The following is a 23,552-nucleotide window of genomic DNA, read 5'->3' as shown; positions in this document are numbered from 1 at the left end:
GGTGGAGCATCTAGGCTCATTCATCATGGGTCTGTTCTCCAAGCGCAACGCGTCCGATGCCCGATCCGCAGCTGCGGAAGCCGAGACCTCGGCTCCTGAGGCCGATGCGGCTCCCGAAGCCGAGGCCCCGGAAGCCGTTCCGCACGTCTCCATCTCGGTGACGACGGTCAACTCCGCCGCTCGGACCCCGGAGGCCCCCGTGTCGGTGCCGGCCACTCCGGCCGCGGCCCCCGCTCCGACGCCCCCCGCCGGCGAACCGGACACGAACGTGGACCTGGCCCAGGCGCTCACCGCCTTGGCGGAGGGCGGCGACGAGCGGGCCATGATGCACGTGCTGCGGCAGAGCATCCAGGGCAAGCTGCTGCTCTCGACGAGCCTCGACGGCGTCTCGGAGGAGGACAAGGCCGCCGGTCGCGTCCCGCTCGGCATCCACCGCGACGCCGAGGGCGCCGTCTACCTCCTCGCCTTCACCTCGCCTCGTGAGCTCGAGAAGACGCGGACGGCCGAGGGCCCCGTGACCGGGGTCGCGGTGGACGCGGTGTGGGCGCTGCGTCAGGCGTCCGGCGAAGGGTACGCCGGGATCGTCCTGAACCCGGCCGACGGCAAGGCGAGCGCCGTCGTCCCGAAGACGCTCATCGTGCGTCTGTTCGGGGACGGCCGCAACAACGACCCGGCGAAGCAGGCACTCGCCCAGCCGCGTGACGCCGACGCCCTTCAGCGACTGGTCGCGGCGCTCGCCGCGCACGGTGGCTTCGTCGCCGGACGGGCGGAGGTCGACGAGGACGGCAACCGCAAGACGATCGGCATCGCCGAGACCCGACTCGGCGACCGCCGGCTCCTCGAGGTCTTCACCGCGCCGATCGAGATCGCGGCGCTCGGACGAGGCGACGACGCATACCCCGTCACGGCCGCGGAACTCGCAGCAGCGCTCCGCAGCGACGAGGGCATCACCGGGATCATCGTGAACCCGGCTGCACCGTGGCTGGACGTCGACCGCGCTCAGCTCGCACCGCTCCTCGACGTCCGCTGACGTCGCCGGCGGTCCGGCTCGGCGTCGAACGCCGCCGGAGTGCGACGAGCGCGCCGCCGAGGGCGAGGGCCAGCGTGGCCACCGTCGCGGCGAGGATGAGCGACCGGTCGTCGGTGCCGGTCTCGGCGAGACGGTGCTCGGTGATCTCCGGGACGGGCGGTGAGACGACCCGGGTGGTCTCGGCGGCGACCCCGAACGTCGACCTCCAGGGACGGATCATGGTGCCACCCTGCTCCGGGGTCGTGTCGGTCGGTTCGATGCGCTCGACCCAGACGTAGTAGCCGTCCTCGGGGACGATGCAGGACGGCGTGGTGTAGTCGCCGGGGCCCGCGTCGACGACGGTCTCCACCTCGCAGACGAGGGGAGCGCCGAGCGGTGCCTCGGGTGCTTCGACCGGCTGCTCGCCGAACGGCCCGAGCAGCTGGCTCCGGACGGTCACCGGGATGGGCGCGTACGGCCCGCCCTCCGGACCGAAGACGCCCCACTCGGACGAGAGCCCGGCGTCCGTCGCGATCCCGACCGACAGGTGGTCGACGATCTCGGTGCCGGGCGCGGCGGTGGCGTGCGACGTGGTTGTGACGACGACCGGCTGGAACGGCAGGGGCGTGGTCCGCTCGCGGTCCGCGCTCGCCTCGGCGGTGACGGTGATGGGACGCGCGACGAGGACGCTCTGCACGCGGTCGGCGCTGCGGGCGATGGTCATGCCACCGCCGTAGGGCAGCTCGCCGTAGGCGACGGTCGCCGAGAAGGTGACGACCGCGGAGTCGGCGCTCGGCACGATCCGGAGACCTTCGCCGTTCCCGACGGCCTTGACCGTGGTGCCGTCCTCGAAGGTGGCGCCGTCGAGCGTGATCGTCCCGGTGTGGGTCCCAGGCGGCAGGGTGGTGGTCCCGGACGAGACGAAGTCGACGGCCAGTTCGGAACGCACGACGTCGAAGCCGTCCTCGCCGCGATCGAGGTACAGCTCGGCGCTCGCTCCGCGACTCGCGCCGCCCGGGCCGTCGGCCTCGGCCAGCATCCGGTACGCGAGCGCCAGCACGTACTCCGCGCTCGCGCCGGCCCGCGAGGCGATCTGCGCCGGCGTGTAGCCGTTCAGGCCCGTGATCATCCAGGTGGCGAGCTGGCCGGCAGCGGCCTCATCGGCGTTCTGGCTCGCCCCCCAGTGTCGGGACAGGTAGGCGAGGCGAGCGGCGTCCTCGGGCTTGAACCAGCCGAGCGAGTCCCCGTCGACGTATTCGTAACTGTGGCCAGGGGGGATCGGGAGGTCGAGGTTGATGCAGAACCCGACCGTACCGTCGTCGAACGCCCAGGATCCGAGCCAGCGGCCGTCCGAGGCCGCTCGGTGCCCGTAGGCGGCGCCGGTCGCGGCGAGGGCCGAAGCCTGGGTCGCGCCGCCGAACACGATCGCCAGCAGCATCGTGAGGAGGATCGGGACGGCCAGCAGGAGTCGGGTGCGGTGTCTGCGGGGCAGACGGGTGCGGAGGGGGAGGGCAGGAGTTGTCATGTGCCCATGGTGGGAAACGGCCGTGCCCAGCGGCCTCGACCGGGCGCCGGATGTGGAGGCGACGCGTTCGGGTACGCCCTGTGGAGCGGTCTGCGTCAGCGGGAGGCGATGGCCGGTTCGGCCTGTTCGCGCGCTCGCATGGTCCGGAGGTACCAGGTCGAGGGAGCCGCCCTGACCCACCTCGGCAAGCGGGGCCAGACGAATTTCACGACCCGCAGCCGCCGGCCGAACCGGCGCTGTTGGACCGGGGTCCAGCGGAAGCCGTAGGCGAGTCGGAGCGTGGGCGGCAGGAGTCCGGCCGTGACCAGGCGGACGAGCGGGAGCAGCGCCCGGACCAGGGGAGGTGCCGCCCGAGCGGTCAGGAGCTGGACGGACACGGCGCGTGCCTCCGGGGTCACGTGGAGGTCCGCGAGCCGTGCCTGGAAGTAGTCGTCGAAGGCCGCGCGGGTGGCCGGCCACCGCTCGGCGGGGAGTTGCAGGCTCGTTCCGACGATCGCGTACTCGCGATGCAACCGCTCGCGGGATCCGTCGTCGAGTGGACCGAAGACGAGTTCGTACACCTGGACCGCGGTGTCGTACAGGGTGGCGGCCACCCAGAGTTGCGCGTCGGCGTCGAAGGCCGAGTAGGCGGGTGCCGGGTCGCCCGCTGACGAGCGGACCGGCGCATGTGCCCGGTTCACCCGACGTGCGACGAGGCGCTGCTCCTCGGGGGTCCCGAGCGCGAGCGCGTAGACGAAGGTGAGTGTCGCGTGCAGCCGGTCGAGGGGACGCGCGTCGAAGTCGCTGTGCCGCGCCACCCCGGCTGCGACGGCCGGATCGGCGATCTGCAACAGGATGGCACGGCCCGCACCGGCGACGAGGATGCCCTCGCGCGCCAGGTCCGCCATCCCGGTCATGGAACCGACCCTAGTCGTTCACGGTGAACGTCCGGCTCCGGACGAGCGCTGGGGGTAGAGTCGTCACTGGCCCTTTTTCTCTCGCCGCCGAGATAACGCGCGGCCGAAAATCGCCACGACAATCACAGCAGAACGCGCGAAGCGCGGATGGGAATGACACGTGGATCTTTACGAGTATCAGGCACGAGACCTGTTCGAACAGTACGAGGTTCCGGTCCTCGCCGGCATCATCGCCGACACCCCGGACGAGGTGCGGGCAGCGGCCGAGCGTCTCGGCGGCGTCGTCGTCGTCAAGGCGCAGGTGAAGGTCGGAGGCCGCGGCAAGGCCGGCGGCGTCAAGGTCGCCAAGAACCCCGACGAGGCGTACGAGGCGGCCAAGGCCATCCTCGGTCTCGACATCAAGGGCCACGTCGTCAAGCGCGTGATGGTCGCAGCCGGTGCGCGGATCGCGCAGGAGTTCTACTTCTCCGTGCTGCTGGACCGCGCCAACCGCTCCTACCTGTCGCTCACGAGCGTCGAGGGCGGCATGGAGATCGAGCAGCTCGCGGTCGAGAAGCCCGAGGCGCTCGCGCGCATCGAGGTCGACCCGCTGACGGGCGTCGACAAGGCGGCCGCGGTCGCGATCGCGAAGGCCGCGAACTTCCCCGAGGAGCTCGTCGACCAGGTCTCCGACGTCTTCGTGAAGCTGTACGACGTCTACAAGGGTGAGGATGCGACGCTCGTCGAGGTCAACCCGCTCGTCCTCACGGAGGAGGGCCGCATCGTCGCCCTCGACGGCAAGGTGTCGCTCGACGAGAACGCCGCGTTCCGTCACCCGAACCACGCCGCCCTCGAGGACACCGCCGCCGAGGACCCGCTGGAGCTCAAGGCGAAGGAGAACGACCTCAACTACGTCAAGCTCGACGGTGAGGTCGGCATCATCGGTAACGGCGCAGGCCTCGTGATGTCCACGCTCGACGTCGTCGCGTACGCGGGCGAGCAGCACGGCGGCGTCAAGCCGGCCAACTTCCTCGACATCGGCGGTGGAGCATCGGCCGAGGTCATGGCCGCCGGCCTCGACGTCATCCTGGGTGACGCGCAGGTCAAGAGCGTGTTCGTGAACGTGTTCGGTGGCATCACCGCGTGCGACGCGGTCGCGAACGGCATCGTGAAGGCGCTCGAGATCCTCGGCGACACCGCGACCAAGCCGCTCGTGGTGCGCCTCGACGGCAACAAGGTCGAGGAAGGCCGCGAGATCCTCCGCGCAGCCGCCCACCCGCTCATCACGCTCGCCGCAACCATGGACGAAGGCGCCGACAAGGCCGCCGAGCTGGCTTCGAAGTAAGGGATCGCACACGCATGTCAATCTTCCTCAACAAGGACTCCAAGGTCATCGTCCAGGGCATCACCGGCGGTGAGGGCACCAAGCACACGGCGCTCATGCTGAAGGCCGGCACCCAGGTCGTCGGTGGCGTCAACGCTCGCAAGGCCGGCACGACCGTCACCCACGACGGCGGCGTCGAGCTGCCCGTGTTCGGCACGGTGGCCGAGGCCATCGCCGAGACCGGTGCCGACGTGTCGATCGCCTTCGTGCCGCCTGCGTTCACCAAGGACGCGGTCATCGAGGCCATCGACGCCGAGATCCCGCTGCTCGTCATCATCACCGAGGGCGTCCCGGTCGGCGACTCCGCCGAGTTCTGGGCCTACGCCCAGTCCAAGGGCTCGAAGACCCGCATCATCGGCCCGAACTGCCCCGGCATCATCACGCCGGGCGAGTCGCTCGTCGGCATCACGCCGGCGAACATCGCGGGCAAGGGACCCATCGGCCTCGTGTCGAAGTCGGGCACCCTGACCTACCAGATGATGTACGAGCTGCGCGAGATCGGCTTCTCGACCGCGATCGGCATCGGCGGCGACCCGATCATCGGGACGACGCACATCGACGCGCTCGCCGCGTTCGAGGCCGACCCCGAGACCAAGGCGATCGTCATGATCGGTGAGATCGGCGGCGACGCCGAGGAGCGCGCAGCCGACTTCATCAAGGCGAACGTCACCAAGCCGGTCGTCGGCTACGTCGCGGGCTTCACCGCCCCCGAGGGCAAGACCATGGGCCACGCCGGCGCCATCGTCTCGGGCTCCGCGGGCACCGCGCAAGCGAAGAAGGAGGCCCTCGAGGCCGCCGGGGTCAAGGTCGGCAAGACGCCGAGCGAGACCGCCGACCTCATGCGCGAGATCATCGCCGCGCTGTAACGACGCACGCACCACCAGCACCCACGACGCGGCGCCCGATCCGGGCGTCGCGTCGTGGCGTTCCGGGCCTCGCCCACCGTGTGCCTGACGTTCGGGGTGCACCGCGCCGGGTAGGGTCGGAGGCGCATGAAACGTCTGACCGTCGCCCTCCTCGCCGCCCTCGATGCCACGCTCGCCGTGGCCATCGGCATCGGTGTCGCACTCGTCCCCCTGCTCGCCCTGTGGGCGCTGTACTTCCAGCTCGAGGTCGATCCGGCCGCGCTGTGGCGCGGGGCGGTCGACATCTGGACGCTCGGCAACGGGTCGAGCATGCGCATCACCCTCGACACGGAGCTCGTCACCCAGCTCGGGCTGCCGCTCGGGATGGAACCCTTCCTCGTCTCGCTCGCACCGCTCGCCTTCACGATCGGCACGGTCCTGTTCGGGGTGCGCACGGGGACGCGCGCCGCCCGCAGCACCTGGTGGCAGGGCGCCGTCGTCGTATCCGTGCTCGTGTTCGCCGTCCTGGCGTTCCTCGTGACCCTCACCGCCCTCCACCCGGCCGTCCGACCGTCGATCGTCCAGGGCACACTCGCCCCGACCGCCCGGTTCGCGCTCGGCGTCGTCGTCGCCGCCCTGTGGGTCCGGTTCCGCGAGCAGGACGCGGCGGATCCGATCCTCGACGGCCTCCGCGCCACGCGCGATCGCCTGCCGGACGGCGCCTGGCCGATGATCGTCACCTCGCTCCGTGGTGGGGCGCTCGCCGCGACCGGGCTCCTCGCGGTGGCAGCCGTCCTGACCGCTGTCCTCATCGCGGCAGGCTACGGCGCCATCATCTCCCTGCACGAGAGCGCACAGTACGGCGTCCTGGGTGGGGCGATCGTGACCGGTGCCGAGTTGCTGTACCTCCCGAACCTCGTCGTCTGGGCGATGAGTTGGATCACCGGTGGCGGGTTCGCCATCGGCAGCGGGACGGCCGTGTCCCCGATCGGCACGCTCGTGGGCAGCATGCCGGCCGTCCCGGTGCTCGGCGCCATCCCGACGGGGGAGAGCCCGTTCGGGTTCGCGGTGCTCGTCGTCCCGGTCATCATCGGGTTCGCGGCAGCGGTCGTCCTGCGTCGCCGGTTGCTCGTCGACCTCGACGGGCGGGACGGCCTCGCACGACTGGCCGTCGTCGGCCTCGGCCTCGGCGTCACAGCGGGGGTCGTCGTCGGCGTCCTCGCCGCGATCTCGGCGGGCGCCGCCGGCCCGGGGCGCCTCGTGGAGGTCGGCCCGAACGGGTGGGCCACCGGCCTGTGGACCACGCTCACCGTCGGCATCGCCGCGGTGATCGGCATGGCCGCCGGTCCGACGCATCTGGCCGAGGAGGACCGCCTCCCGGAGCTGCAGGTCCGCCCGAGCGTCCGGAACGCCCGCGACCGATAGGATGCTCTGGTGCTGTCACTCGTCGTGCTGATCTCCGGTGGCGGATCCAATCTCCGCGCCCTCCTCGAAGCTTCACGCGACGCGGACTTCCCCGCCCGGGTCGTCGCCGTCGGTGCCGATCGCGAGGCGGACGGCCTGGCCCACGCCGAGGAGTTCGGCATCCCCTCGTTCACCGTGCCGTATTCGTCGTTCGACTCGCGGGCCGAGTGGGGAGCCGCGCTCCTCGAGCAGATCCGCGTCTGGAGTCCCGACGTCCTCGTGCTCAGCGGGCTCATGCGCCTGCTCCCGCCGGTCGTCGTCGACGCCCTCTCGCCACGCATCATCAACACCCACCCCGCGTACCTGCCGGAGTTCCCCGGTGCCCACGGCGTCCGCGACGCGCTCGCCGCCGGTGCCACGCAGACGGGCGCGTCGATCATCGTCGTCGACAACGGTGTCGACGCGGGGCCCATCATCTCCCAGGAGCGCGTGCCGATCCTGCCGGACGACACCGAGCACCGCCTGCACGAGCGCATCAAGCCCGTCGAGCGACGACTGCTCGTCCAGGCCGTCCGCGACCTCGCCACCGGAACCATCGACCTCGAGGCGCTCTCCACGGCGTCCCGCCCGCCAGCAGAAGGAGCACCCCAGTCATGAGCGGTCCCAGTCACGACCACAGCCTCTACCGCGAACGCGACGTCGTCCCCGTGCGTCGTGCGCTCGTCTCCGTGAGCGACAAGACCGGTCTCCTCGAGCTCGCGGGTGCGCTCGCCGCCGCCGGGGTCGAGATCGTCTCGACCGGGTCGACGGCCGCCACCATCCGGAGCGCGGGGCACGAGGTGACCGACGTCTCGGGGGTGACCGGGTTCCCGGAGTCGCTCGACGGTCGGGTCAAGACGCTGCACCCCTCCGTGCACGCCGGCCTGCTCGCCGACCTGCGACTCGAGTCCCACGAGGCCCAGCTGGCCGAACTCGGCATCGAGGCGTTCCAGCTCGTCGTCGTGAACCTGTACCCCTTCGTCGAGACCGTCGCGAGCGGCGCGGTCGGTGACGACGTCGTCGAGCAGATCGACATCGGCGGACCGGCGATGGTGCGCGCGTCCGCCAAGAACCATGCCAACGTCGCCATCGTGGTCTCGCCCGAACGGTATGGACTGATCGTCGCCGCGGTCGGCGCCGGCGGGACGACGCTGGCGCAGCGACGCTCCCTCGCCGCTGAAGCCTTCGAGCACACCGCCTCCTACGACGCAGCCGTCTCCGCCTGGTTCGCGAGCACCGCGGCCGAGGGCGAGGCGTTCCCCGCCACCCTGACGGTCACCGGTCGTCGCGAGACGGTGCTCCGCTACGGCGAGAACTCGCACCAGGCCGCGGCGCTCTACGTCCGTCCCGGCGGCGCGGGCATCGCCCAGGCCACGCAGCTGCACGGCAAGGAGATGTCGTACAACAACTACGTCGACGCCGACGCTGCGGTCCGTGCCGCGTACGACTTCGCCAACCCGGCCGTCGCCATCATCAAGCACGCGAACCCGTGCGGGATCGCCTTCGCGAACCCGAAGGCGCCCGACCCGATCGCATCCGCGCACCGTCGCGCGCACGAGTGCGACCCGGTGTCCGCATTCGGCGGGGTCATCGCGGCCAACCGCGTGGTCACCCTCGGCATGGCCGAGACGGTGAAGGAGATCTTCACCGAGGTGCTCGTCGCCCCCGGGTTCGAGGACGCCGCACTCGAGGTGCTGAAGACGAAGAAGAACCTGCGTCTGCTCCAGCTGCCCGAGGGGTTCGTGCGTGAAGCGCGCGAGGTCCGCCAGATCTCCGGCGGCCTGCTGTACCAGGACGCCGACCGCTTCGCCGACGACCCCCAGGACACCGCCAAGGGCTGGACGCTCGTCACGGGTGAGCCGGCGGACGACGAGACCCTGCTCGACCTCATCTTCGCCTGGAAGGCGTGCCGCTCGGTGAAGTCGAACGGCATCCTGCTCGCCAAGGGCAGCGCAAGCGTCGGCGTCGGCATGGGGCAGGTCAACCGTGTCGACTCCTGCCACCTCGCCGTGAGCCGGGCGGGTGACCGCGCAGCCGGTTCCGTCGCCGCGTCGGACGCCTTCTTCCCCTTCGCCGACGGTCTGCAGGTCCTGCTCGACGCCGGCGTGCGTGCGGTGGTCCAGCCCGGCGGTTCCGTCCGCGACGAGGAGGTCATCGCCGCGGCGCAGGCCGCCGGTGTGACCATGTACTTCACGGGGGAGCGGCACTTCTTCCACTAGGTCCAGCGGCTGCTCCTCGGCGGAATCCGAGCGAGCTCCTGGTGATCTCCCAGCGGCGTCGGGCCCTCGTGGCCCGGCGCCGCTGCGTCGTTCCGCTACGGTTGTCGGATGACTGCCACCTGGAGCCGCAAACTCATCGCATCCGCTGCCGCCGCCGTCGCGACCATCGTCGTCGGCTTCCTGGGGGTCATGTTCGTCACCTTCGTCGGCTACCAGTTCGCCGGGACGATCTTCGCCCAGGCGAGTCCGTACTTCTTCGAGAGCACGATCATCACCTTCGTGCTGCTGCTCATCGTCGGCGTCGTCGGCCTGTACCGGTTCCGGCTCCTGGCCCTGCTCGGAGGTGCGGCGCTCGCCGTCATCGGTGCGCTCCTCGGCCTCATCGTGCAGGTCGCGACCACGGGCCAGCCCGTCAACAGCACCGTCCTCGGCAGCATCGTCGCCACGCTGATCAGCCTCAACCTCGTCTTCGTCGTCGTCATCGCCCTGTCCGCGGCGTTCATCGGATACCCGGTCTACCGGATGGTCATCCGCACGCAGGACGCCGTGCTCGACGAAGGCCGACGCATCGCACTCGTCCGCATGCCCGCCTCCAACCTCGCCGAGGGGCTCGTCACGCACCAGGAACGCACCACGATCGACACCGAGCTCGCCGACCAGCAGTGGGACGCCTACGTCGCCGCGCTCGACGCCGCGGGTTGGGACACCACCGAGGTGTCCTGGGCCGACCAGCTCGCCGATTCCGTCTTCATCGAGGACACCGTGGTCGTCGTCGACGACATCGCCGTCGTGACCCGTCCCGGCGCCGAGAGCCGTCGTCCGGAGATCGTCGCCGCCGAGACCACCGCGCGTGAACTCGGTCTCCGCATCCACCGCATCGAGGGCGACGGCACCCTCGAGGGCGGCGACGTCCTCCAGGTGGGAACCACCGTGTACGTCGGCCGAAGTGGTCGCACGAACGCCGAGGGTGTGCGCCAGCTCCGGAACATCCTCGCTCCGCGCGGCTTCGACGTCGTCGCCGTCCCCGTCACGAAGGCACTGCACCTGAAGTCGACGGTCACCGCGCTGCCCGACGGCACCGTGCTCGTCCACCCCGACCTCGTCGACGACCCGTCCTTCTTCGGTCGGCACCTGGTCGTCCCCGAGCGCGAGGGCGTCGCGGTCGTCGAGCTCGCCGACGACACGGTGCTGATCTCCGCGGCCGCACCGAAGACGGCCGCATTGCTCGAGGACCGCGGCTACACCGTGGTGCAGGTCGACATCAGCGAGTTCGAGAAGCTCGAGGGTTGCGTCACCTGCCTGTCCGTGCGGGTCAGCTGAGCCGATCGTGGAACAGCAGGCTGGAGCGCGGGGTGGACGGGATCTGAACCGGAGGGCCGTCGCGCAGCGTTTGGACATCCCGCTGGAGATGGCCAGGCACCATGGGATCCCGCCGTTCTGGTCTGCGGAGCAGCTCGCCGCGTTCGAAGCAGATCCCCCCGCGTGGTACGTGCAGTCCCGTGCCAACCGGACGGGCAAGCGGCCGGTGTGGGTGGAACTCCGCTGCACGATCTGCGGCACCAGCGAGACGCTCCGCCCGAAGAAGTGGTGGCCGGAGTTCTCGATGGTGAGCTGTTCCTGGCACGGGGCCGACGAACTGCCGCCGGTCCCCGAGGGATCGCGTCGTCGTGAGATCGACGGCATCGGGGCCTTCGTCGGCATCGTCGACGAGCCGGCCTCCTGACGGCGGGATCGACCGACCCATGCGTGCAAGCGTATGGATCCCTTGCAGTCCGGCTTCGTCCTCCCATAGTCTGGTCTGCTGCGCCGACCCTCGTTCCTCGTGATCGGTGCCGCCCGCGTCCGAGTGCGACCTGTGCACCCGGCCCGCGGCTCTCGCCCCACAGGATGAGGAGGATGCCATGTTGCTCTCGAACCAGGACGCTCCAGCGCTGACGGTCGAGCGTGTCCGTTCCGCCTCGAGCCGCCGCGCCGCCGCACGGGCTGCCTTCGTACCGGTCGTGACGGACGCCGTCGCTCCGCACTAGCGCCCGACAGCCCGCCACCCCATCCGTCCGACTCCGCTCGGACCCGTCACCGGATGCTGCGATCCCGCAGAGCGACCTCGCCGTCCGGCAGCTCCACCACCACTGTTCCGTCGGTGACCGATGTCGCCGACTCTCTCGCAAGGACTTCCCGCAATGACTCCGCCCGGCGACGACCGCCGTCCTGTCCAACCGCGTCAGAGCACCTTCCGTGCCCTCATGCGGATCTACCCGTATGCCAAGACCGCCATGCCGCGGATCGTGCTCGGCATGGTCGCCGCGCTCGTGGCAGGCCTCGTCGCGCTCGCCATCCCGCTCGTGCTGCAGGCACTCGTCGACGGTCCGCTCTCGAGCGGTGACTCGTCGCAGATCTGGCCGGCGGTCATCGTGGTCCTCGCGCTCGGCGTCCTCGAAGCGGTCATGATCGCCCTCCGCCGGTGGTTCGTCCTGACCCCCGGCACGCACGTCGAGGCACGCATGCGGAACGCGCTCTTCGCGAAGCTGCAGGACCTGCCGGTCACCTTCCACGACCGCTGGCAGAGCGGGCAGTTGCTCTCGCGCGCGGTCAGCGACCTCGGGCTCATCCGTCGTTGGATCTCGTTCGGCTTCGTGCTGCTCATCGTGAACGGCGTGACCATCATCGTCGGAGCGGTCATCCTGTTCACCTGGAACTGGCTCCTCGGCCTCATCTTCATCGCCCTGGCGATCCCCGTGTGGATCTTCGGGTTCACCTTCGAAGGGCGCTACTCGGTGATCGCGAGGCGCAGCCAGGATCAGGCGGGCGACCTCGCGACCGCGGTCGAGGAGTCCGTGCACGGCATCCGCGTGCTCAAGGCGTTCGGGCGAGGCAAGCACGCGCTGCAGCGCTTCACCTCCCGTGCGGAGGACCTGCGTGGGACGGAGATCGAGAAGGCGAAGGCGATCGCCGGCATCTGGTTCTGGCTCGTGCTGCTGCCGGACATCGCGTTCGCGCTCTGCCTGTTGGCGGGGGTCTGGCTGGCGTCCATCGGCGAACTGACCGTCGGTCAGCTGTTCGCCTTCTTCGCGACGGCGACGATCCTGCGGTTCCCGATCGAGTCGGTGGGCTTCCTGCTGGCCATGACCTTCGACACGCGGTCGGCGACGGACCGGTACTTCGACGTGCTGGACTCGGTCAACACGATCACCGACCCGGAGCACCCCGAGCACCTCGCCGACCCCGTGGGCGAGCTCGTGTTCGAGGACGTGCACTTCCGGTACGAGGACGCTCCAGCGCGTGAGCGTGACGTCGTCGACGGCGTCCGGTTGCGCCTGGAACCGGGGGAGACCATGGCCCTCGTCGGGCTGACCGGCTCCGGCAAGTCGACCATCACCGCCCTGACCACGCGGCTGTACGACGTGACCGGAGGGCGCATCCTGCTCGACGGCATCGACATCCGTGCGCTCACCCGTGAGGAACTGCGTCGGCACATCGCGATGGCGTTCGAGGACGCGACGCTCTTCTCGGCGAGCGTCAAGGAGAACGTGCTGCTCGGGCGTGACGACCTGGACCTCGACTCGCCCGAAGCCGAGCGGGTCCTCCGCGAGGCACTCGACATCGCGCAGGCGGGCTTCGTCGACGAGCTGCCGGACGGCGTCGAGACGACCGTGGGGGAGGAGGGGCTCAGCCTCTCGGGCGGCCAGCGTCAGCGGCTGGCGCTGGCGCGCGCGGTCGCCGCCCGCCCGGCCGTCCTCGTGCTCGACGACCCGCTGTCGGCCCTCGACGTCGACACCGAGGCGCTCGTGGAGGCCGCCCTGCGGCGGGTCCTCGCGTCGACGACGGCGCTCATCGTCGCTCACCGCCCGAGCACCGTCATGCTCGCCGACCGCGTCGCTCTGCTCCAGGACGGCCGCATCACCGCCGTGGGCCGCCACAGCGACCTCCTCCGGGAGAACGACCATTACCGCTATGTGATCTCGAGTCTCGAAGCAGACGAACGCGAGACGATCCGACAGGAGGTGAACCTGTGAGCCAGGAACAGACGGTGCACGGGGTGCGGGGCGAGGAGCGCGACGACCTGACCCGTGCCGAGTCCGCACAGATCAGACGCCGTTCGCTGCGCCTGCTCGGCTCCCTGCTGGCACCGCTGCGGTGGCGCGTGGTCGCGGCCATGACGATCGTCATCGTCTCGACGGCCGCGCAGGTGGCCGGCCCGGCGTTGATCGCCCTCGGCATCGACCGGGCGCTCCCCGCGATCCTGGAGCGCGCCGACTGGATGCCGGCCTTCCTCGTCGTCGGCGCGTACCTGCTCACGGGGGCCGTCGGCGCGACGCTCATCTCCTGGTACACCGTGCTCGCGGCGCGGATCAGTCAGACGATCCTCATCGACCTCCGCAAGCGGGTGTTCCTGCAGACGCAGCGGTTGAGTCTCGACTTCCACGAGAACTACACCTCGGGGCGCATCATCTCGCGGCAGACGAGCGACCTCGACTCCATCCGTGAGCTCCTCGACTCGGGTATCAACCAGCTGGTGTCCGGCGTGCTCTACATGGGTTTCACGGCCGTGGCACTCGTGCTCGTCGACTGGGTCAGCGGACTGGTGCTGCTCGGCGCGCTCATCCCGTTGACGGTGCTCACCCGCTGGTTCCAGATCCGATCGCAGAAGCTGTTCCGTGAGTCGCGGGTGGCGTCCGCGAAGCTCATCGTCTTCTTCGTGGAGGCGATGACGGGCATCCGCGCGGTGAAGGCGTTCCGCAAGGAGCGGCGCAACGAGCAGACCTTCGGCGCGACCGTGGAGCACTACCGCACGGTCAACGCCCGGGTCATCCAACTGTTCGGGGTGTTCGACCCCGGACTGGTGTTCATCGGCAACCTCTCCGTCGCGGTCGTCCTGCTCGTGGGCGGGTTCCGCGTCGCCGACGGCCAGTTGGCGATCGGTGCCCTGCTCGCGGCGCTGCTGTACACGCGTCGGTTCTTCGACCCGATGGAGGAGATGGCGATGTTCTACAACTCCTACCAGTCGGCCGCGGCGGCGCTCGAGAAGATCTCCGGCGTCCTCGAGGAACGTCCGAGCGTGCCCGACCCGGTCGCGCCCGTCGACCTCTGGACGTCGAAGGGGCGGATCACCTTCGACGACGTGACGTTCGCGTACGCCGCTGACCGCGTCATCCTGCCGAGCTTCGACCTCGAGATCCCGGCCGGGCAGACCATCGCCCTCGTCGGGACCACGGGTGCCGGGAAGTCGACGCTCGCGAAGCTCGTGAGCCGGTTCTACGACCCGTCCGAGGGCGCCGTCCGGCTCGACGGCGTGGACCTGCGCGAGCTGCACCCGAAGGACCTCCGCCGCGCCATCGTCATGGTCACGCAGGAGGCCTACCTGTTCTCCGGTTCCGTGGCGGAGAACATCGCGCTCGGCAAGCCCGACGCGAGCTTCGAGGAGATCCGGGCAGCGGCCAGGGCCGTCGGCGCCGACACCTTCATCGAGGCGCTGCCCGACGGCTACGACACCGACGTGAACAAGCGTGGCGGACGCGTGTCGGCCGGGCAGCGGCAGCTGTTGTCCTTCGCGCGGGCGTTCCTCGCGGATCCGGCTGTGCTCATCCTCGACGAGGCGACGGCGTCGCTCGACATCCCGAGCGAGCGACTCGTGCAGGAGGCGCTGCAGACGCTGCTCGCCGACCGGACGGCGATCATCATCGCTCACCGCCTCTCGACCGTCGCGATCGCCGACCGGGTGCTCGTGATGGAGTACGGGCGGATCGTCGAGGACGGTGCACCGGCCGACCTCATCGGCGGGACCGGCCGCTTCGCCGCGATGCACGCGGCGTGGCGCTCCTCGCTCGGCTGATCGGTTGCGCGGGGGTGTGGTGCCCGGTGTCCTCCGGTGACGGACGGACGCCGGGCACTACACCTCGACCGCCCGACCTGCGACAATGAGCGGATGACCAGTGAGGAACCGCGTTCGCTGCGCGTCGCCGTCGCAGACGACGCCGTGCTCCTCCGCGAGGGCGTCGTCCAGATCCTGCGGGCCGGCGGCCACGACGTCGTGGGGTCCTTCGGTTCCGCGGTCGAGCTGGTCGACCGCATCGACGACGGGCTGCAGCTCGACGCCGTCGTCCTCGACATCCGCATGCCGCCCACCCACACCGACGAGGGGATCGTGGCCCTCGAACAACTCCGCGCCACGGGGTTCCGCGCCGGGGTGCTGCTCCTCAGCACCTACGCCGTCCCCTCCTACGCGGTCCGTGCGCTCGGCTCAGGCGGTGGCACCGGCTACCTCCTCAAGGACCGCGTCGCCGACTCGGGGACCCTCGTCGACGCCGTCGAACGGGTCGCGGCCGGAGAGTCGGTCGTCGATCCGGAGGTCGTCTCCCTCCTCGTCGCCGAACGGACCCGCTCCGACGGGCTCGACCACCTCACCGAGCGTGAACGGGAGGTCCTCACCCTCATGGCCGAGGGCCGGTCGAACTCCGGTATCGCGAAGGCGCTCGTCGTCAGCCTGAAGACCGTCGAGGCGCACATCAGCCGCATTCTGGCCAAGCTCGGACTCGAGGACTCGCCGGCGGACCACCGCCGGGTGCTCGCGGTCGTGCGCTGGCTGGAACATACGGATGGCTGACGGTCGCCTCCGCGGACGGGCGACCTCGCTCCCGATCCCGGCACCCGTCGGTCGTGGCCGGCTGCCGTGGCCGCTCCGCCTCGTCATCCTGGTCGCAGCGGCGCTCCTCTGCGTCTGCTCGGTGGTGTTCGGCGTGGTCCAGCCGGGCATCGCGGACGGCAACGGGCTGCCCTGGCTCGTCGGTCATCTCGCGGCGCTGACCGCCGCCGGCCTCATCTGGTGGCTGGCTCCGACCTCGGTACCCGGGTGGGTGATCGTCGGGTACACCGTCGCCGAGACGGCCTACATGTGGGCGTACGGCGTCGAAGCGGGCTGGATGTGGCCGCTCCTCATGTCGATCTCCGTCCTCCCCGGGGTCGCCCTGGTCTGGCTGGCGCTGGCCTTCCCCGCCGGCCGCCTCCGACGTGGCTTCGACCGCCGGCTCGTCATCACGGCGTCGGTGTACCTCGTCACGTACGCGATCGCGACCCTGGTGCTGACCCGTCGGTACCCGCTCGACGCGCTGCACGAGCCCAGTTCCTACGCGGTGCTGGCGAACGGCCAGCTCGCCGCCGTCCTCGGCCAGGTGCACGCCGCCGTCATGGGGCTCTTCGCCGTGGTCGTCGCCGGCGTGGTGCTGCTCCGTTGGGCGCGCAGCAGCGGCGCGGCCCGGCAGGTGGCGTTCATCATGCCGGTGGCCTTCGTCCTGTGGCTCGTCATCGGCGTGGGATGGTCCCTCGCACGCCTGGGCGGGTGGCCGCAGGAGCTGAGACTCGCCGTCGAGGACCTCAACGCCTTCTCGGTGGTGCTCGTGCCGGCGGCCTACGCGACGGGGCTCGTCCGGATGCGGGCGATCCGCGCGAGAGCGGTCGACCTCGTGCAGACCGGCGGATTGAGCGAGACCGGCCACGACCGCTGGGACAGCTCCGTGAAGACCGTCCTCGGCGACCGTTCGGCCCGTCTCGTGTGGCCGGGGTCGCAGCGGACGACGGGTCGCGACGCTCGGGGACGGGCGATGTCGAGCGTCGGCGACGCGGACGCCCCGCTCGTGTACATCGAGCACGACGCCGCGCTCCTCGACAACCCGCAGCTGCTGCGTTCGGTGTCGGCGTCGTTGCGCATCATGATCGACAACGAACGGCTCACCGGTGAGTTGCGCCACTCCTTGCGCGAGGTGAACCGTTCGCGGTTGCGCATCGTCCAGGCGGCGGACGAGGCGCGCCGTCGTGCGGAGCGCGACCTGCACGACGGTTCGCAGCAGCAGCTGTTCTCGGTCGCCCTCCGGCTCCGGATGGCGAGCGATGCGGCGCGAGCCGACGGGCAGCTCGCGCTCGCCGAAGGACTCGAGACGACCATCGAGCAGCTCGCCAGCGCGATCAAGGAGCTCCGGGAACTCGCGCGCGGGCTCCATCCGGCGCTCCTCGCCGACGGTGGTCTCGGGCCGGCGATCGCCGAACTCGGTCGGCGCTGCACGGTCGTCACCCGCGTCAACGTCGAGCTCGCCGAGCGTCCGACGCAGCTCATCGAGTCCACCGTGTACTACGTCGTGTCGGAGTGCCTCGCCAACGTCACGAAGTACTCGGAGGCCACCGGCTGCGAGGTGACCGTGGTCGGCGACGCGGACGGCCGCCTGCGGGTGGTCGTGGCGGACGACGGTGTCGGCGGTGCGGACCCGGCGAGCGGGAGTGGACTGCGCGGCCTCGCGGACCGGGTCGACGCCGTCGGCGGGACCATGCGGATCGAGAGCCCGCGCGGCGGCGGGACGGTCGTCACGATCGACCTGCCCGTCTGAGCCCGAATCGCGGGCGTCAGTGGAGGAGGGCCTCCCGGCCGAGCCGGTACCGCCCACCGCTCATCCGGACGATCGGTGTGCCCTCGGCCTCGTAGTGCTCGAGCGCGCGTTCCTCGTGGCCGGTCGGCGGCAGGCCTCCGGAGCGGACGACGCGCCACCAGGGCACGGCGTGCCCGTACTGGGCCATCACCCGCCCGACCCCGCGGGCCGACCTCGATCCGATGATCGCGGCGACCTGCCCGTAGCTGAGGGCACACCCCTCCGGGATGTCGGCGACCACCGCCAACACGGCCTCTGCGAAGGCCTCAGCGGTGTCGATCGCCGGCTGCCCGCCCAAAGGTCAGAGGCTGATGCTGCCGATGGTCTCGCCGTACTGCGTCTCACCGACGGGGGAGAAGCCCACCCGGAGGAAGAACGCCTCGGGGCCGAGGTCGCCGGGCTCGTAGATGACGTTCACGTGGTCGAAGTCGCGCTTCTTGGCCTCCTCGATGAGTGAGGCGACCGCGAACCGGCCGACGCCGCGGCCCTGGTCGTCGGCGTCGACGTTGATGCGCCAGAGGGCGGAGCGGAACTCCTCCTGCGTCGACTCGTGGTCGAAGTTGGCGGAGATGAAGCCGACGACCTCGTCGCCGTCGAGGATGACGCGCTGCCAGGAGGTGGCGGGGTTCACGACCGCGGCTGCGACCGCGTAGGACACCGGGGCGATGAACTGCTCCTGCCCGGGTTTCATGGTGAGCGCATTGACCGCCACGATCGTCGATGCGGACAGTTCTTCCAGACGCAGCTCAGCCATGCCCTCAGGCTAACCTGTCCGGCCCACCGCGGATAGTCCGCCCGGGTGTCGACACGCCCCGGGCGTGCACACGCACGGCGGATCCCCAGTCGGCGGCGTGGGTCCCGCTGGTCTCTGATCCGGAACTGTCTCGATGTCAAGAGACCTGGCGCGTCTTGTAAGCTAGGTGCTGGCCGTGCCGTCCCACCTTTCGGATGCGGTCTCCTCCATGCCATGCGGAGCACTCCACCGCGTGCGCACCTCCGTAGGCCGCTCGGCTCAGGGCGGCATCAGAAAGGACAACCAGTGTCGAAGATCAAGGTCGAAGGCACCGTCGTCGAACTCGACGGCGATGAGATGACTCGCATCATCTGGCAGTTCATCAAGGACTCGCTCATCCACCCCTACCTCGATGTGAACCTCGAGTACTACGACCTCGGCATCGAGAAGCGTGACGAGACGGACGACCAGATCACGATCGACGCCGCGCACGCCATCCAGAAGCACGGCGTCGGCGTCAAGTGCGCCACGATCACGCCCGACGAGGCGCGGGTCGAGGAGTTCGGCCTGAAGAAGATGTGGCGGAGTCCGAACGGGACCATCCGCAACATCCTCGGCGGCGTCATCTTCCGCGAGCCGATCATCATCTCGAACATCCCGCGGCTTGTCCCGGGTTGGAACAAGCCGATCATCATCGGCCGTCACGCGTTCGGCGACCAGTACCGCGCGACCGACTTCCTCTTCAAGGGCGAGGGCAAGCTCACGGTCGAGTTCACGCCCGATGACGGCTCGGAGCCGCAGAAGTTCGAGGTCTTCCAGTCGCCGGGCGACGGCATCGCCCAGGTGCAGTACAACCTCGACGCCTCCATCCGCGACTTCGCACGGGCGAGCCTCAACTACGGCCTCAACCGCAACTACCCGGTGTACCTCTCGACGAAGAACACGATCCTGAAGGCCTACGACGGCCGGTTCAAGGACATCTTCCAGGAGATCTTCGACGCCGAGTTCAAGGAGCAGTTCGAAGCTGCTGGCATCACCTACGAGCACCGCCTCATCGACGACATGGTCGCTTCGGCCATGAAGTGGGAGGGCGGCTACGTCTGGGCGTGCAAGAACTACGACGGCGACGTCCAGTCCGACACCGTCGCCCAGGGCTTCGGTTCGCTCGGCCTCATGACGAGCGTGCTCGCCACCCCGGACGGCAAGATCGTCGAGGCCGAGGCGGCGCACGGTACTGTCACGCGTCACTACCGTCAGCACCAGCAGGGCAAGCCCACGTCCACGAACCCGATCGCCTCGATCTTCGCGTGGACCCGTGGCCTGCAGCACCGCGGCGTGCTCGACGGCAACCAGGAGCTCATCGAGTTCGCGGCGACCCTCGAGGACGTCGTCATCAAGACGGTCGAGTCCGGCGCGATGACGAAGGACCTCGCGCTCCTCGTCGGGCCCGAGCAGGCCTACCAGACGACCGAGGAGTTCCTCGAGACGATCTCGGCGAACCTGAAGGCGCGCCTGGCCTGATCGCCGAGGCGATCGGCCGCAGGGCCACAGACGGACGGGGTCCGGGAGCAGCTGCTCCCGGACCCCGTCCGTCGTTCCGGCCTGCTCAGAGGCTGCAGGTCGTACCGAGGTCCGTGAACTCGGACTGGAGCTTCGAGAGCGAGTCCGTCAGAGCGGCCTGGTCGGCGGTCGCCGGGTCGCTGACGGCGGTCCTCGCCTGTTCGATGAAGGCCTGGAGGGCGTCGACGGAGGCGTCGGCCGAGTCCTTGACCTCCTTGTTCGTGACCTTGCCGGCTGCCGCTTCGAAGGTGTCGGCGAAGTCGTCGAGCTGCGTCACGGCGCCCTCGGGGTCGGAGGAGAGCGAGCTGAGGCCCGACTGGAGCTTGGCTGCGGAGTCGGTCACTTCGGATTCGATCACCTTGCAGGCGTCGGCTTTGCTCTGGGCGCCACCGGCACAGCCGGTGAGGAGCAGGCCTGCGACGGCGATCGCGCCGAGGAATGCTGCTGCGTTCTTCTTCATGGTGGTGTGGGTCCCCCGTGTTCGGTACCCGTCACCGGGCCGCCCGCGCGCTGCGGGCCGGTCTCCAGGGTACCGCTGGAGGCCGACACCTGTCGGGGATCGGGTGGCATCGCATCGGCCAGCAGGCTGCGGCATGGACTTGCGCCGCGAATATTTGTAAGCTTGGCAAACAAACCGGTGGGAGCAGCTCGCACCCGGGATCGAAGGAATCACGCCATGCACACGAGCCACGACGATCTCCGCGGACGACCCGCGTGAGGGTGGGACTCGACATCGGCGGCACGAAGACCGACGCCGTCGTCGTCACCGACGACGGCGCGCTGCTGCACCGTCTCCGACGCCCGACCGGGCGGGGCGCGCAGGTCGTGGTGGAGACGGCCCTCGAGGCGGTCCGTGCACTCGCCCTCGCGGTCGACCGCCCGGTCGACAGCTTCACCTCGATCGGCGTTGGCATCCCCGGTCTGGTGGTGCCCGGCACCGGCGTCGTCGCCCATGCCGTCAACCTCGACGTCGAGGAGCTCGAGCTCGGCGCGATCCTCCACCGGCACCTCGGCGTGCCGGTCGCGGTCGAGAACGACGTCAAGGCGGCCGCGCTCGGTGCCTGGCAGCTGCTCGACGGCTCGGGCACCATGGCCTACCTGAACCTCGGGACAGGTGTCGCCGCCGGGATCATCACCGACGGCCGCCTGTGGCAGGGGTCGAGCGGCGTCGCCGGCGAGGTCGGCCACCTCTCGGTCGACCCCCTCGGCGATCGCTGCGGATGCGGCCAGCGGGGCTGCATCGAGACGATGGCCGCGGGGGGCGCCGTCGCCACCGCCTGGGGCGGGAGTGCCGCGTTCCCCGTGCTCGAGATGTTCGACCGCGCCGACGCCGGAGACCCGCGCGCCATCGCCCTCCGAGCGCGTCTCGGCCACGGCGCCGCGGCGGCCGTCCGCATCCTGACCCTCACCGTCGACGCCGACGACATCGTCCTCGGTGGGGGACTCACCGCTCTCGGCGGGCGCCTGCTCGCCGTCATCCGAGAGGCCCTGGCCGAATCCGCCGCCGGGTCCCGGTTCGTCGAATCACTCCACCTGGAACAGCGAGTGCGCTTCGTGCCGACGGGGTCACCCGTCGCGGCGGTCGGTGCGGCACTCGTGGGAAGAGGAGCGTCATCACATGGCTGAAGTCGTGATCGTGAAGGATGCAGCTGCCGCAGGCGAGCTCGTCGCCGAGGCGGTCGTCGCACTGATCTCGGGGCGGCCCGACGCCGTCCTCGGGCTGGCGACGGGATCCACGCCGGTACCGGTCTACACGGCACTCGCCGAGCGGGCGCGCGGACTCGACCTGTCGCAGGTGCGCGGGTTCGCCCTCGACGAGTACGTCGGGCTGCCGGCCGGGCACCCCGAGTCGTACCGCGCCGTCATCACCCGCGAGGTCGTGGAGCCGCTCGGACTCGTGCCGGAGCGCATCCACGTGCCGAACGGTGCGACGGAGACCATCCAGCATGCCGGCGCCGACTACGAGGCGGCCATCGAAGCCGCCGGTGGCGTCGACCTGCAGATCCTCGGCATCGGCACCGACGGACACATCGGGTTCAACGAACCCGGCTCGTCGTTCGCCTCCGTGACTCGGGTGAAGACGCTCACCGAGCAGACCCGTCGCGACAACGCACGGTTCTTCGACTCGATCGACGACGTCCCGATGCACTGCATCACGCAGGGGCTCGGCACCATCCTGCGCGCGAGGCATCTCGTGCTCCTGGCGTTCGGCGCGGGGAAGGCGGCCGCCATCGCCGCCGCGCTCGAGGGTCCGCTGTCCGCGAGTCTGCCCGGTTCCGCCGTGCAGTTGCACCCGCGCGCCACCGTCGTCGTCGACGAGGCGGCTGCATCCGAGCTGCAGCACGCGGACTACTACCGCTACGCCTACGCGAACAAGCCGGCCTGGCAGGGGATCTGACCCCGGTACCCGAGGTGGCCCTTCGACAGGCTCAGGGACCGGCGGGCGGCTCAGGGGCCGGAGCGTGGGTCCGGGGACGGATCAGGCGACGCCGGCCAGGCGCAGGAGCGCTGTGCTGACGGCTGCGGCCAACACGATCACGACGAACGGCGCCTCCCGCCACGCGAGGACGCCGGCGACGAGCACGCCCGAGAGCCTCGCGACACCGGCGAACTGCTGGTCCTGCGTGAGTGCGGTGGTCGCCAGCACGGCGGCGAGGAGGACGATCGCGGCATCGGCGAGGAGGGCCTCGACGCGTTCCGAGACCTCTGCGCGGGTGCGGAGGAGTGGTCCGGCCAGACGGAACGCGTAGGTCCCCGCCGCGAGGATGACGATCCCGGCCAGGACGATGAGGGACTGGTTCACGAGGCGACCTGCTTCGTCGGTCGCCGGCGGCCGAACCCGAAAAGCAAGCCGACGAGGGACAGGAGCACGGGCACGCCCGCCGGCAGGAACGGGGTCGCAGCGACGGCGACGACGGCTCCGACGAGTGCGGCTCGCCTCGTGCGGCGCTCGCGGAGTGCGGGGAAGATGAGCGCCAGGAGGACCGCCGGGAACATCGCGTCGAGCCCGAACGCGTCCGTGTCCTCGATGACCGAACCGGCGAACGCCCCGAGCGCCGCCCCGGCGGGCCAGCAGAGCAGGATGCCGAGCCCGCACGCCCAGAAGGCGGCGCGCTTGCGGTCGAGCGTGTCCTGGTCGAGGGCGAAGACGACGGACTCGTCGTTGAGCAGGTGCGTCCCGAGGATCCGGCGCCAGCCCGTGCCGACGACCTCGTGGATCGCGAGGCCGAAGGGGAGGTGTCGCGCGTTGACGAGCAGGCCGGCCCGTGCGGCCGTCAGCGGGCTGCCTCCGGCCGCGACGATGCCGACGAACAGGATCTCCGAGGCGCCGGCGAGCACGAGCAGGGCGAGTGCCAACACCACCCAGGGCTGCAGGCCGGAGTGGACGGCGACCGCGCCGTAGGAGATGCCGACGAGTCCGTCGGCGACGCACACGAGCGCGATGGCGCGGGTGGTCCTCCGACCGAGCAGACTCCATATCGAACGCACGTACACTATATTGAACGACCGCCCATCGTTCGTCAAATCGAACGCACGGCCTATAGGAG

The 23,552-nt window shown here is 70.3% G+C and carries 23 protein-coding genes; 16 read left to right on the top strand and 7 right to left on the bottom strand.

Annotation, left to right across the window (positions count from 1 at the left end):
• Nucleotides 1-25: 25 nt before the first annotated feature.
• Nucleotides 26-1,030, top strand: coding sequence for an SseB family protein (locus QRN27_RS03765; RefSeq protein WP_285040802.1), 1,005 nt, complete (start codon nucleotides 26-28; stop codon nucleotides 1,028-1,030).
• On the opposite strand, the gene QRN27_RS03760 is transcribed toward QRN27_RS03765, so the two are convergent.
• Both QRN27_RS03760 and QRN27_RS03755 read right to left on the bottom strand, forming a co-directional pair.
• Complete coding sequence (locus tag QRN27_RS03760) at nucleotides 957-2,534, bottom strand: hypothetical protein (RefSeq protein ID WP_285040801.1); 1,578 nt, start codon at nucleotides 2,532-2,534, stop codon at nucleotides 957-959. The genes QRN27_RS03765 and QRN27_RS03760 overlap by 74 nt on opposite strands.
• A 95-nt stretch (nucleotides 2,535-2,629) precedes the next feature.
• Nucleotides 2,630-3,430 (bottom strand): oxygenase MpaB family protein, encoded by an 801-nt coding sequence (locus QRN27_RS03755; protein WP_285040800.1) that lies wholly within the window; start codon nucleotides 3,428-3,430, stop codon nucleotides 2,630-2,632.
• Nucleotides 3,431-3,590: 160 nt separating this feature from the next.
• Between QRN27_RS03755 and sucC the strand changes: the two genes are divergently transcribed.
• The 12 genes from sucC to QRN27_RS03695 all read left to right on the top strand — a co-directional run bounded on the left by sucC (nucleotide 3,591) and on the right by QRN27_RS03695 (nucleotide 17,672).
• Nucleotides 3,591-4,754, top strand: coding sequence for an ADP-forming succinate--CoA ligase subunit beta (sucC, locus tag QRN27_RS03750; protein WP_285040799.1), 1,164 nt, complete (start codon nucleotides 3,591-3,593; stop codon nucleotides 4,752-4,754).
• A gap of 14 nt (nucleotides 4,755-4,768) precedes the next feature.
• A complete protein-coding gene (sucD, locus tag QRN27_RS03745) occupies nucleotides 4,769-5,659 on the top strand; it encodes a succinate--CoA ligase subunit alpha (protein ID WP_285040798.1) in 891 nt (296 codons plus the stop codon).
• Between the two features lie 126 nt (nucleotides 5,660-5,785).
• A complete protein-coding gene (locus QRN27_RS03740; protein WP_285040797.1) occupies nucleotides 5,786-7,063 on the top strand; it encodes a cell division protein PerM in 1,278 nt (425 codons plus the stop codon).
• 9 nt (nucleotides 7,064-7,072) lie between these two features.
• The gene (gene purN, locus QRN27_RS03735) at nucleotides 7,073-7,699 is read left to right on the top strand and encodes a phosphoribosylglycinamide formyltransferase (protein ID WP_285040796.1); all 627 of its coding nucleotides are present in this window, start codon (nucleotides 7,073-7,075) and stop codon (nucleotides 7,697-7,699) included.
• Nucleotides 7,696-9,300 carry a bifunctional phosphoribosylaminoimidazolecarboxamide formyltransferase/IMP cyclohydrolase gene (purH, locus tag QRN27_RS03730; RefSeq protein WP_285040795.1) on the top strand — a complete coding sequence of 535 codons (1,605 nt, stop codon included), beginning with the start codon at nucleotides 7,696-7,698 and terminating at the stop codon, nucleotides 9,298-9,300. Before purN ends, purH begins: the two co-directional genes overlap by 4 nt.
• Nucleotides 9,301-9,408: 108 nt before the next feature.
• A complete protein-coding gene (gene ddaH, locus QRN27_RS03725) occupies nucleotides 9,409-10,620 on the top strand; it encodes a dimethylargininase (RefSeq protein ID WP_285040794.1) in 1,212 nt (403 codons plus the stop codon).
• Nucleotides 10,621-10,708: 88 nt separating this feature from the next.
• Entirely contained in the window at nucleotides 10,709-11,023 is a 315-nt protein-coding gene (locus QRN27_RS03720; protein ID WP_056007979.1) for a hypothetical protein, read from the top strand.
• Nucleotides 11,024-11,201: 178 nt separating this feature from the next.
• Complete coding sequence (locus QRN27_RS03715; protein ID WP_285040793.1) at nucleotides 11,202-11,327, top strand: hypothetical protein; 126 nt, start codon at nucleotides 11,202-11,204, stop codon at nucleotides 11,325-11,327.
• Nucleotides 11,328-11,480: 153 nt separating this feature from the next.
• Nucleotides 11,481-13,313, top strand: a complete 1,833-nt coding sequence (locus QRN27_RS03710; protein ID WP_194669344.1) for an ABC transporter ATP-binding protein — start codon at nucleotides 11,481-11,483, stop codon at nucleotides 13,311-13,313.
• Nucleotides 13,310-15,130 (top strand): ABC transporter ATP-binding protein, encoded by a 1,821-nt coding sequence (locus tag QRN27_RS03705; protein WP_285040792.1) that lies wholly within the window; start codon nucleotides 13,310-13,312, stop codon nucleotides 15,128-15,130. The genes QRN27_RS03710 and QRN27_RS03705 overlap by 4 nt, the downstream gene beginning before the upstream one ends.
• Nucleotides 15,131-15,223: 93 nt before the next feature.
• Nucleotides 15,224-15,901 (top strand): LuxR C-terminal-related transcriptional regulator, encoded by a 678-nt coding sequence (locus QRN27_RS03700; RefSeq protein ID WP_194669346.1) that lies wholly within the window; start codon nucleotides 15,224-15,226, stop codon nucleotides 15,899-15,901.
• Complete coding sequence (locus tag QRN27_RS03695) at nucleotides 15,894-17,672, top strand: sensor histidine kinase (RefSeq protein ID WP_285040791.1); 1,779 nt, start codon at nucleotides 15,894-15,896, stop codon at nucleotides 17,670-17,672. Before QRN27_RS03700 ends, QRN27_RS03695 begins: the two co-directional genes overlap by 8 nt.
• 16 nt (nucleotides 17,673-17,688) lie before the next feature.
• Here the strand turns inward: QRN27_RS03695 and QRN27_RS03690 are convergent, their stop codons facing one another.
• Together QRN27_RS03690 and QRN27_RS03685 are read right to left on the bottom strand one after the other, a co-directional pair.
• Nucleotides 17,689-18,009, bottom strand: a complete 321-nt coding sequence (locus QRN27_RS03690) for an MGMT family protein (protein ID WP_056007964.1) — start codon at nucleotides 18,007-18,009, stop codon at nucleotides 17,689-17,691.
• Nucleotides 18,010-18,012: 3 nt separating this feature from the next.
• Complete coding sequence (locus tag QRN27_RS03685) at nucleotides 18,013-18,465, bottom strand: GNAT family N-acetyltransferase (protein WP_285040790.1); 453 nt, start codon at nucleotides 18,463-18,465, stop codon at nucleotides 18,013-18,015.
• Between the two features lie 285 nt (nucleotides 18,466-18,750).
• On the opposite strand from QRN27_RS03685, the gene QRN27_RS03680 reads away from it, so the two are divergent.
• Nucleotides 18,751-19,965 carry an NADP-dependent isocitrate dehydrogenase gene (locus tag QRN27_RS03680; protein WP_285040789.1) on the top strand — a complete coding sequence of 405 codons (1,215 nt, stop codon included), beginning with the start codon at nucleotides 18,751-18,753 and terminating at the stop codon, nucleotides 19,963-19,965.
• Between the two features lie 85 nt (nucleotides 19,966-20,050).
• On the opposite strand, the gene QRN27_RS03675 is transcribed toward QRN27_RS03680, so the two are convergent.
• Nucleotides 20,051-20,464 (bottom strand): hypothetical protein, encoded by a 414-nt coding sequence (locus tag QRN27_RS03675; RefSeq protein WP_056778657.1) that lies wholly within the window; start codon nucleotides 20,462-20,464, stop codon nucleotides 20,051-20,053.
• A 254-nt stretch (nucleotides 20,465-20,718) separates the two neighbouring features.
• On the opposite strand from QRN27_RS03675, the gene QRN27_RS03670 reads away from it, so the two are divergent.
• Both QRN27_RS03670 and QRN27_RS03665 read left to right on the top strand, forming a co-directional pair.
• Nucleotides 20,719-21,630, top strand: a complete 912-nt coding sequence (locus QRN27_RS03670) for an ROK family protein (RefSeq protein WP_285040788.1) — start codon at nucleotides 20,719-20,721, stop codon at nucleotides 21,628-21,630.
• On the top strand, nucleotides 21,623-22,402 hold the full coding sequence (locus QRN27_RS03665; protein WP_285040787.1) for a glucosamine-6-phosphate deaminase: 780 nt from the start codon (nucleotides 21,623-21,625) through the stop codon (nucleotides 22,400-22,402). The genes QRN27_RS03670 and QRN27_RS03665 overlap by 8 nt, the downstream gene beginning before the upstream one ends.
• 81 nt (nucleotides 22,403-22,483) lie before the next feature.
• Here QRN27_RS03665 and QRN27_RS03660 read toward each other — a convergent pair whose 3' ends face one another.
• Nucleotides 22,484-22,807, bottom strand: a complete 324-nt coding sequence (locus tag QRN27_RS03660) for an AzlD domain-containing protein (RefSeq protein WP_285040786.1) — start codon at nucleotides 22,805-22,807, stop codon at nucleotides 22,484-22,486.
• Nucleotides 22,804-23,493 (bottom strand): AzlC family ABC transporter permease, encoded by a 690-nt coding sequence (locus QRN27_RS03655; protein ID WP_285040785.1) that lies wholly within the window; start codon nucleotides 23,491-23,493, stop codon nucleotides 22,804-22,806. The genes QRN27_RS03660 and QRN27_RS03655 overlap by 4 nt, the downstream gene beginning before the upstream one ends.
• Nucleotides 23,494-23,552: the final 59 nt, after the last annotated feature.

Source organism: Plantibacter sp. LMC-P-059a (assembly GCF_030209505.1).
Lineage (GTDB): Bacteria > Actinomycetota > Actinomycetes > Actinomycetales > Microbacteriaceae > Plantibacter.
Note: the sequence above shows the minus strand (reverse complement) of the source record. Positions and strands in the feature narration are given on the sequence as shown.

Excerpts from the sequence above, each read along its gene's own strand:
- QRN27_RS03765 (WP_285040802.1), top strand. The coding sequence starts at position 26 with ATGGGTCTGTTCTCCAAGCGCAACGCGTCCGATGCCCGATCCGCAGCT.
- QRN27_RS03760 (WP_285040801.1), bottom strand. The coding sequence starts at position 2,534 with ATGACAACTCCTGCCCTCCCCCTCCGCACCCGTCTGCCCCGCAGACAC.
- QRN27_RS03755 (WP_285040800.1), bottom strand. The coding sequence starts at position 3,430 with ATGACCGGGATGGCGGACCTGGCGCGCGAGGGCATCCTCGTCGCCGGT.
- sucD (WP_285040798.1), top strand. The coding sequence starts at position 4,769 with ATGTCAATCTTCCTCAACAAGGACTCCAAGGTCATCGTCCAGGGCATC.
- QRN27_RS03740 (WP_285040797.1), top strand. The coding sequence starts at position 5,786 with ATGAAACGTCTGACCGTCGCCCTCCTCGCCGCCCTCGATGCCACGCTC.
- purH (WP_285040795.1), top strand. The coding sequence starts at position 7,696 with ATGAGCGGTCCCAGTCACGACCACAGCCTCTACCGCGAACGCGACGTC.
- ddaH (WP_285040794.1), top strand. The coding sequence starts at position 9,409 with ATGACTGCCACCTGGAGCCGCAAACTCATCGCATCCGCTGCCGCCGCC.
- QRN27_RS03720 (WP_056007979.1), top strand. The coding sequence starts at position 10,709 with ATGGCCAGGCACCATGGGATCCCGCCGTTCTGGTCTGCGGAGCAGCTC.
- QRN27_RS03715 (WP_285040793.1), top strand. The coding sequence starts at position 11,202 with ATGTTGCTCTCGAACCAGGACGCTCCAGCGCTGACGGTCGAGCGTGTC.
- QRN27_RS03710 (WP_194669344.1), top strand. The coding sequence starts at position 11,481 with ATGACTCCGCCCGGCGACGACCGCCGTCCTGTCCAACCGCGTCAGAGC.
- QRN27_RS03700 (WP_194669346.1), top strand. The coding sequence starts at position 15,224 with ATGACCAGTGAGGAACCGCGTTCGCTGCGCGTCGCCGTCGCAGACGAC.
- QRN27_RS03695 (WP_285040791.1), top strand. The coding sequence starts at position 15,894 with ATGGCTGACGGTCGCCTCCGCGGACGGGCGACCTCGCTCCCGATCCCG.
- QRN27_RS03685 (WP_285040790.1), bottom strand. The coding sequence starts at position 18,465 with ATGGCTGAGCTGCGTCTGGAAGAACTGTCCGCATCGACGATCGTGGCG.
- QRN27_RS03675 (WP_056778657.1), bottom strand. The coding sequence starts at position 20,464 with ATGAAGAAGAACGCAGCAGCATTCCTCGGCGCGATCGCCGTCGCAGGC.
- QRN27_RS03665 (WP_285040787.1), top strand. The coding sequence starts at position 21,623 with ATGGCTGAAGTCGTGATCGTGAAGGATGCAGCTGCCGCAGGCGAGCTC.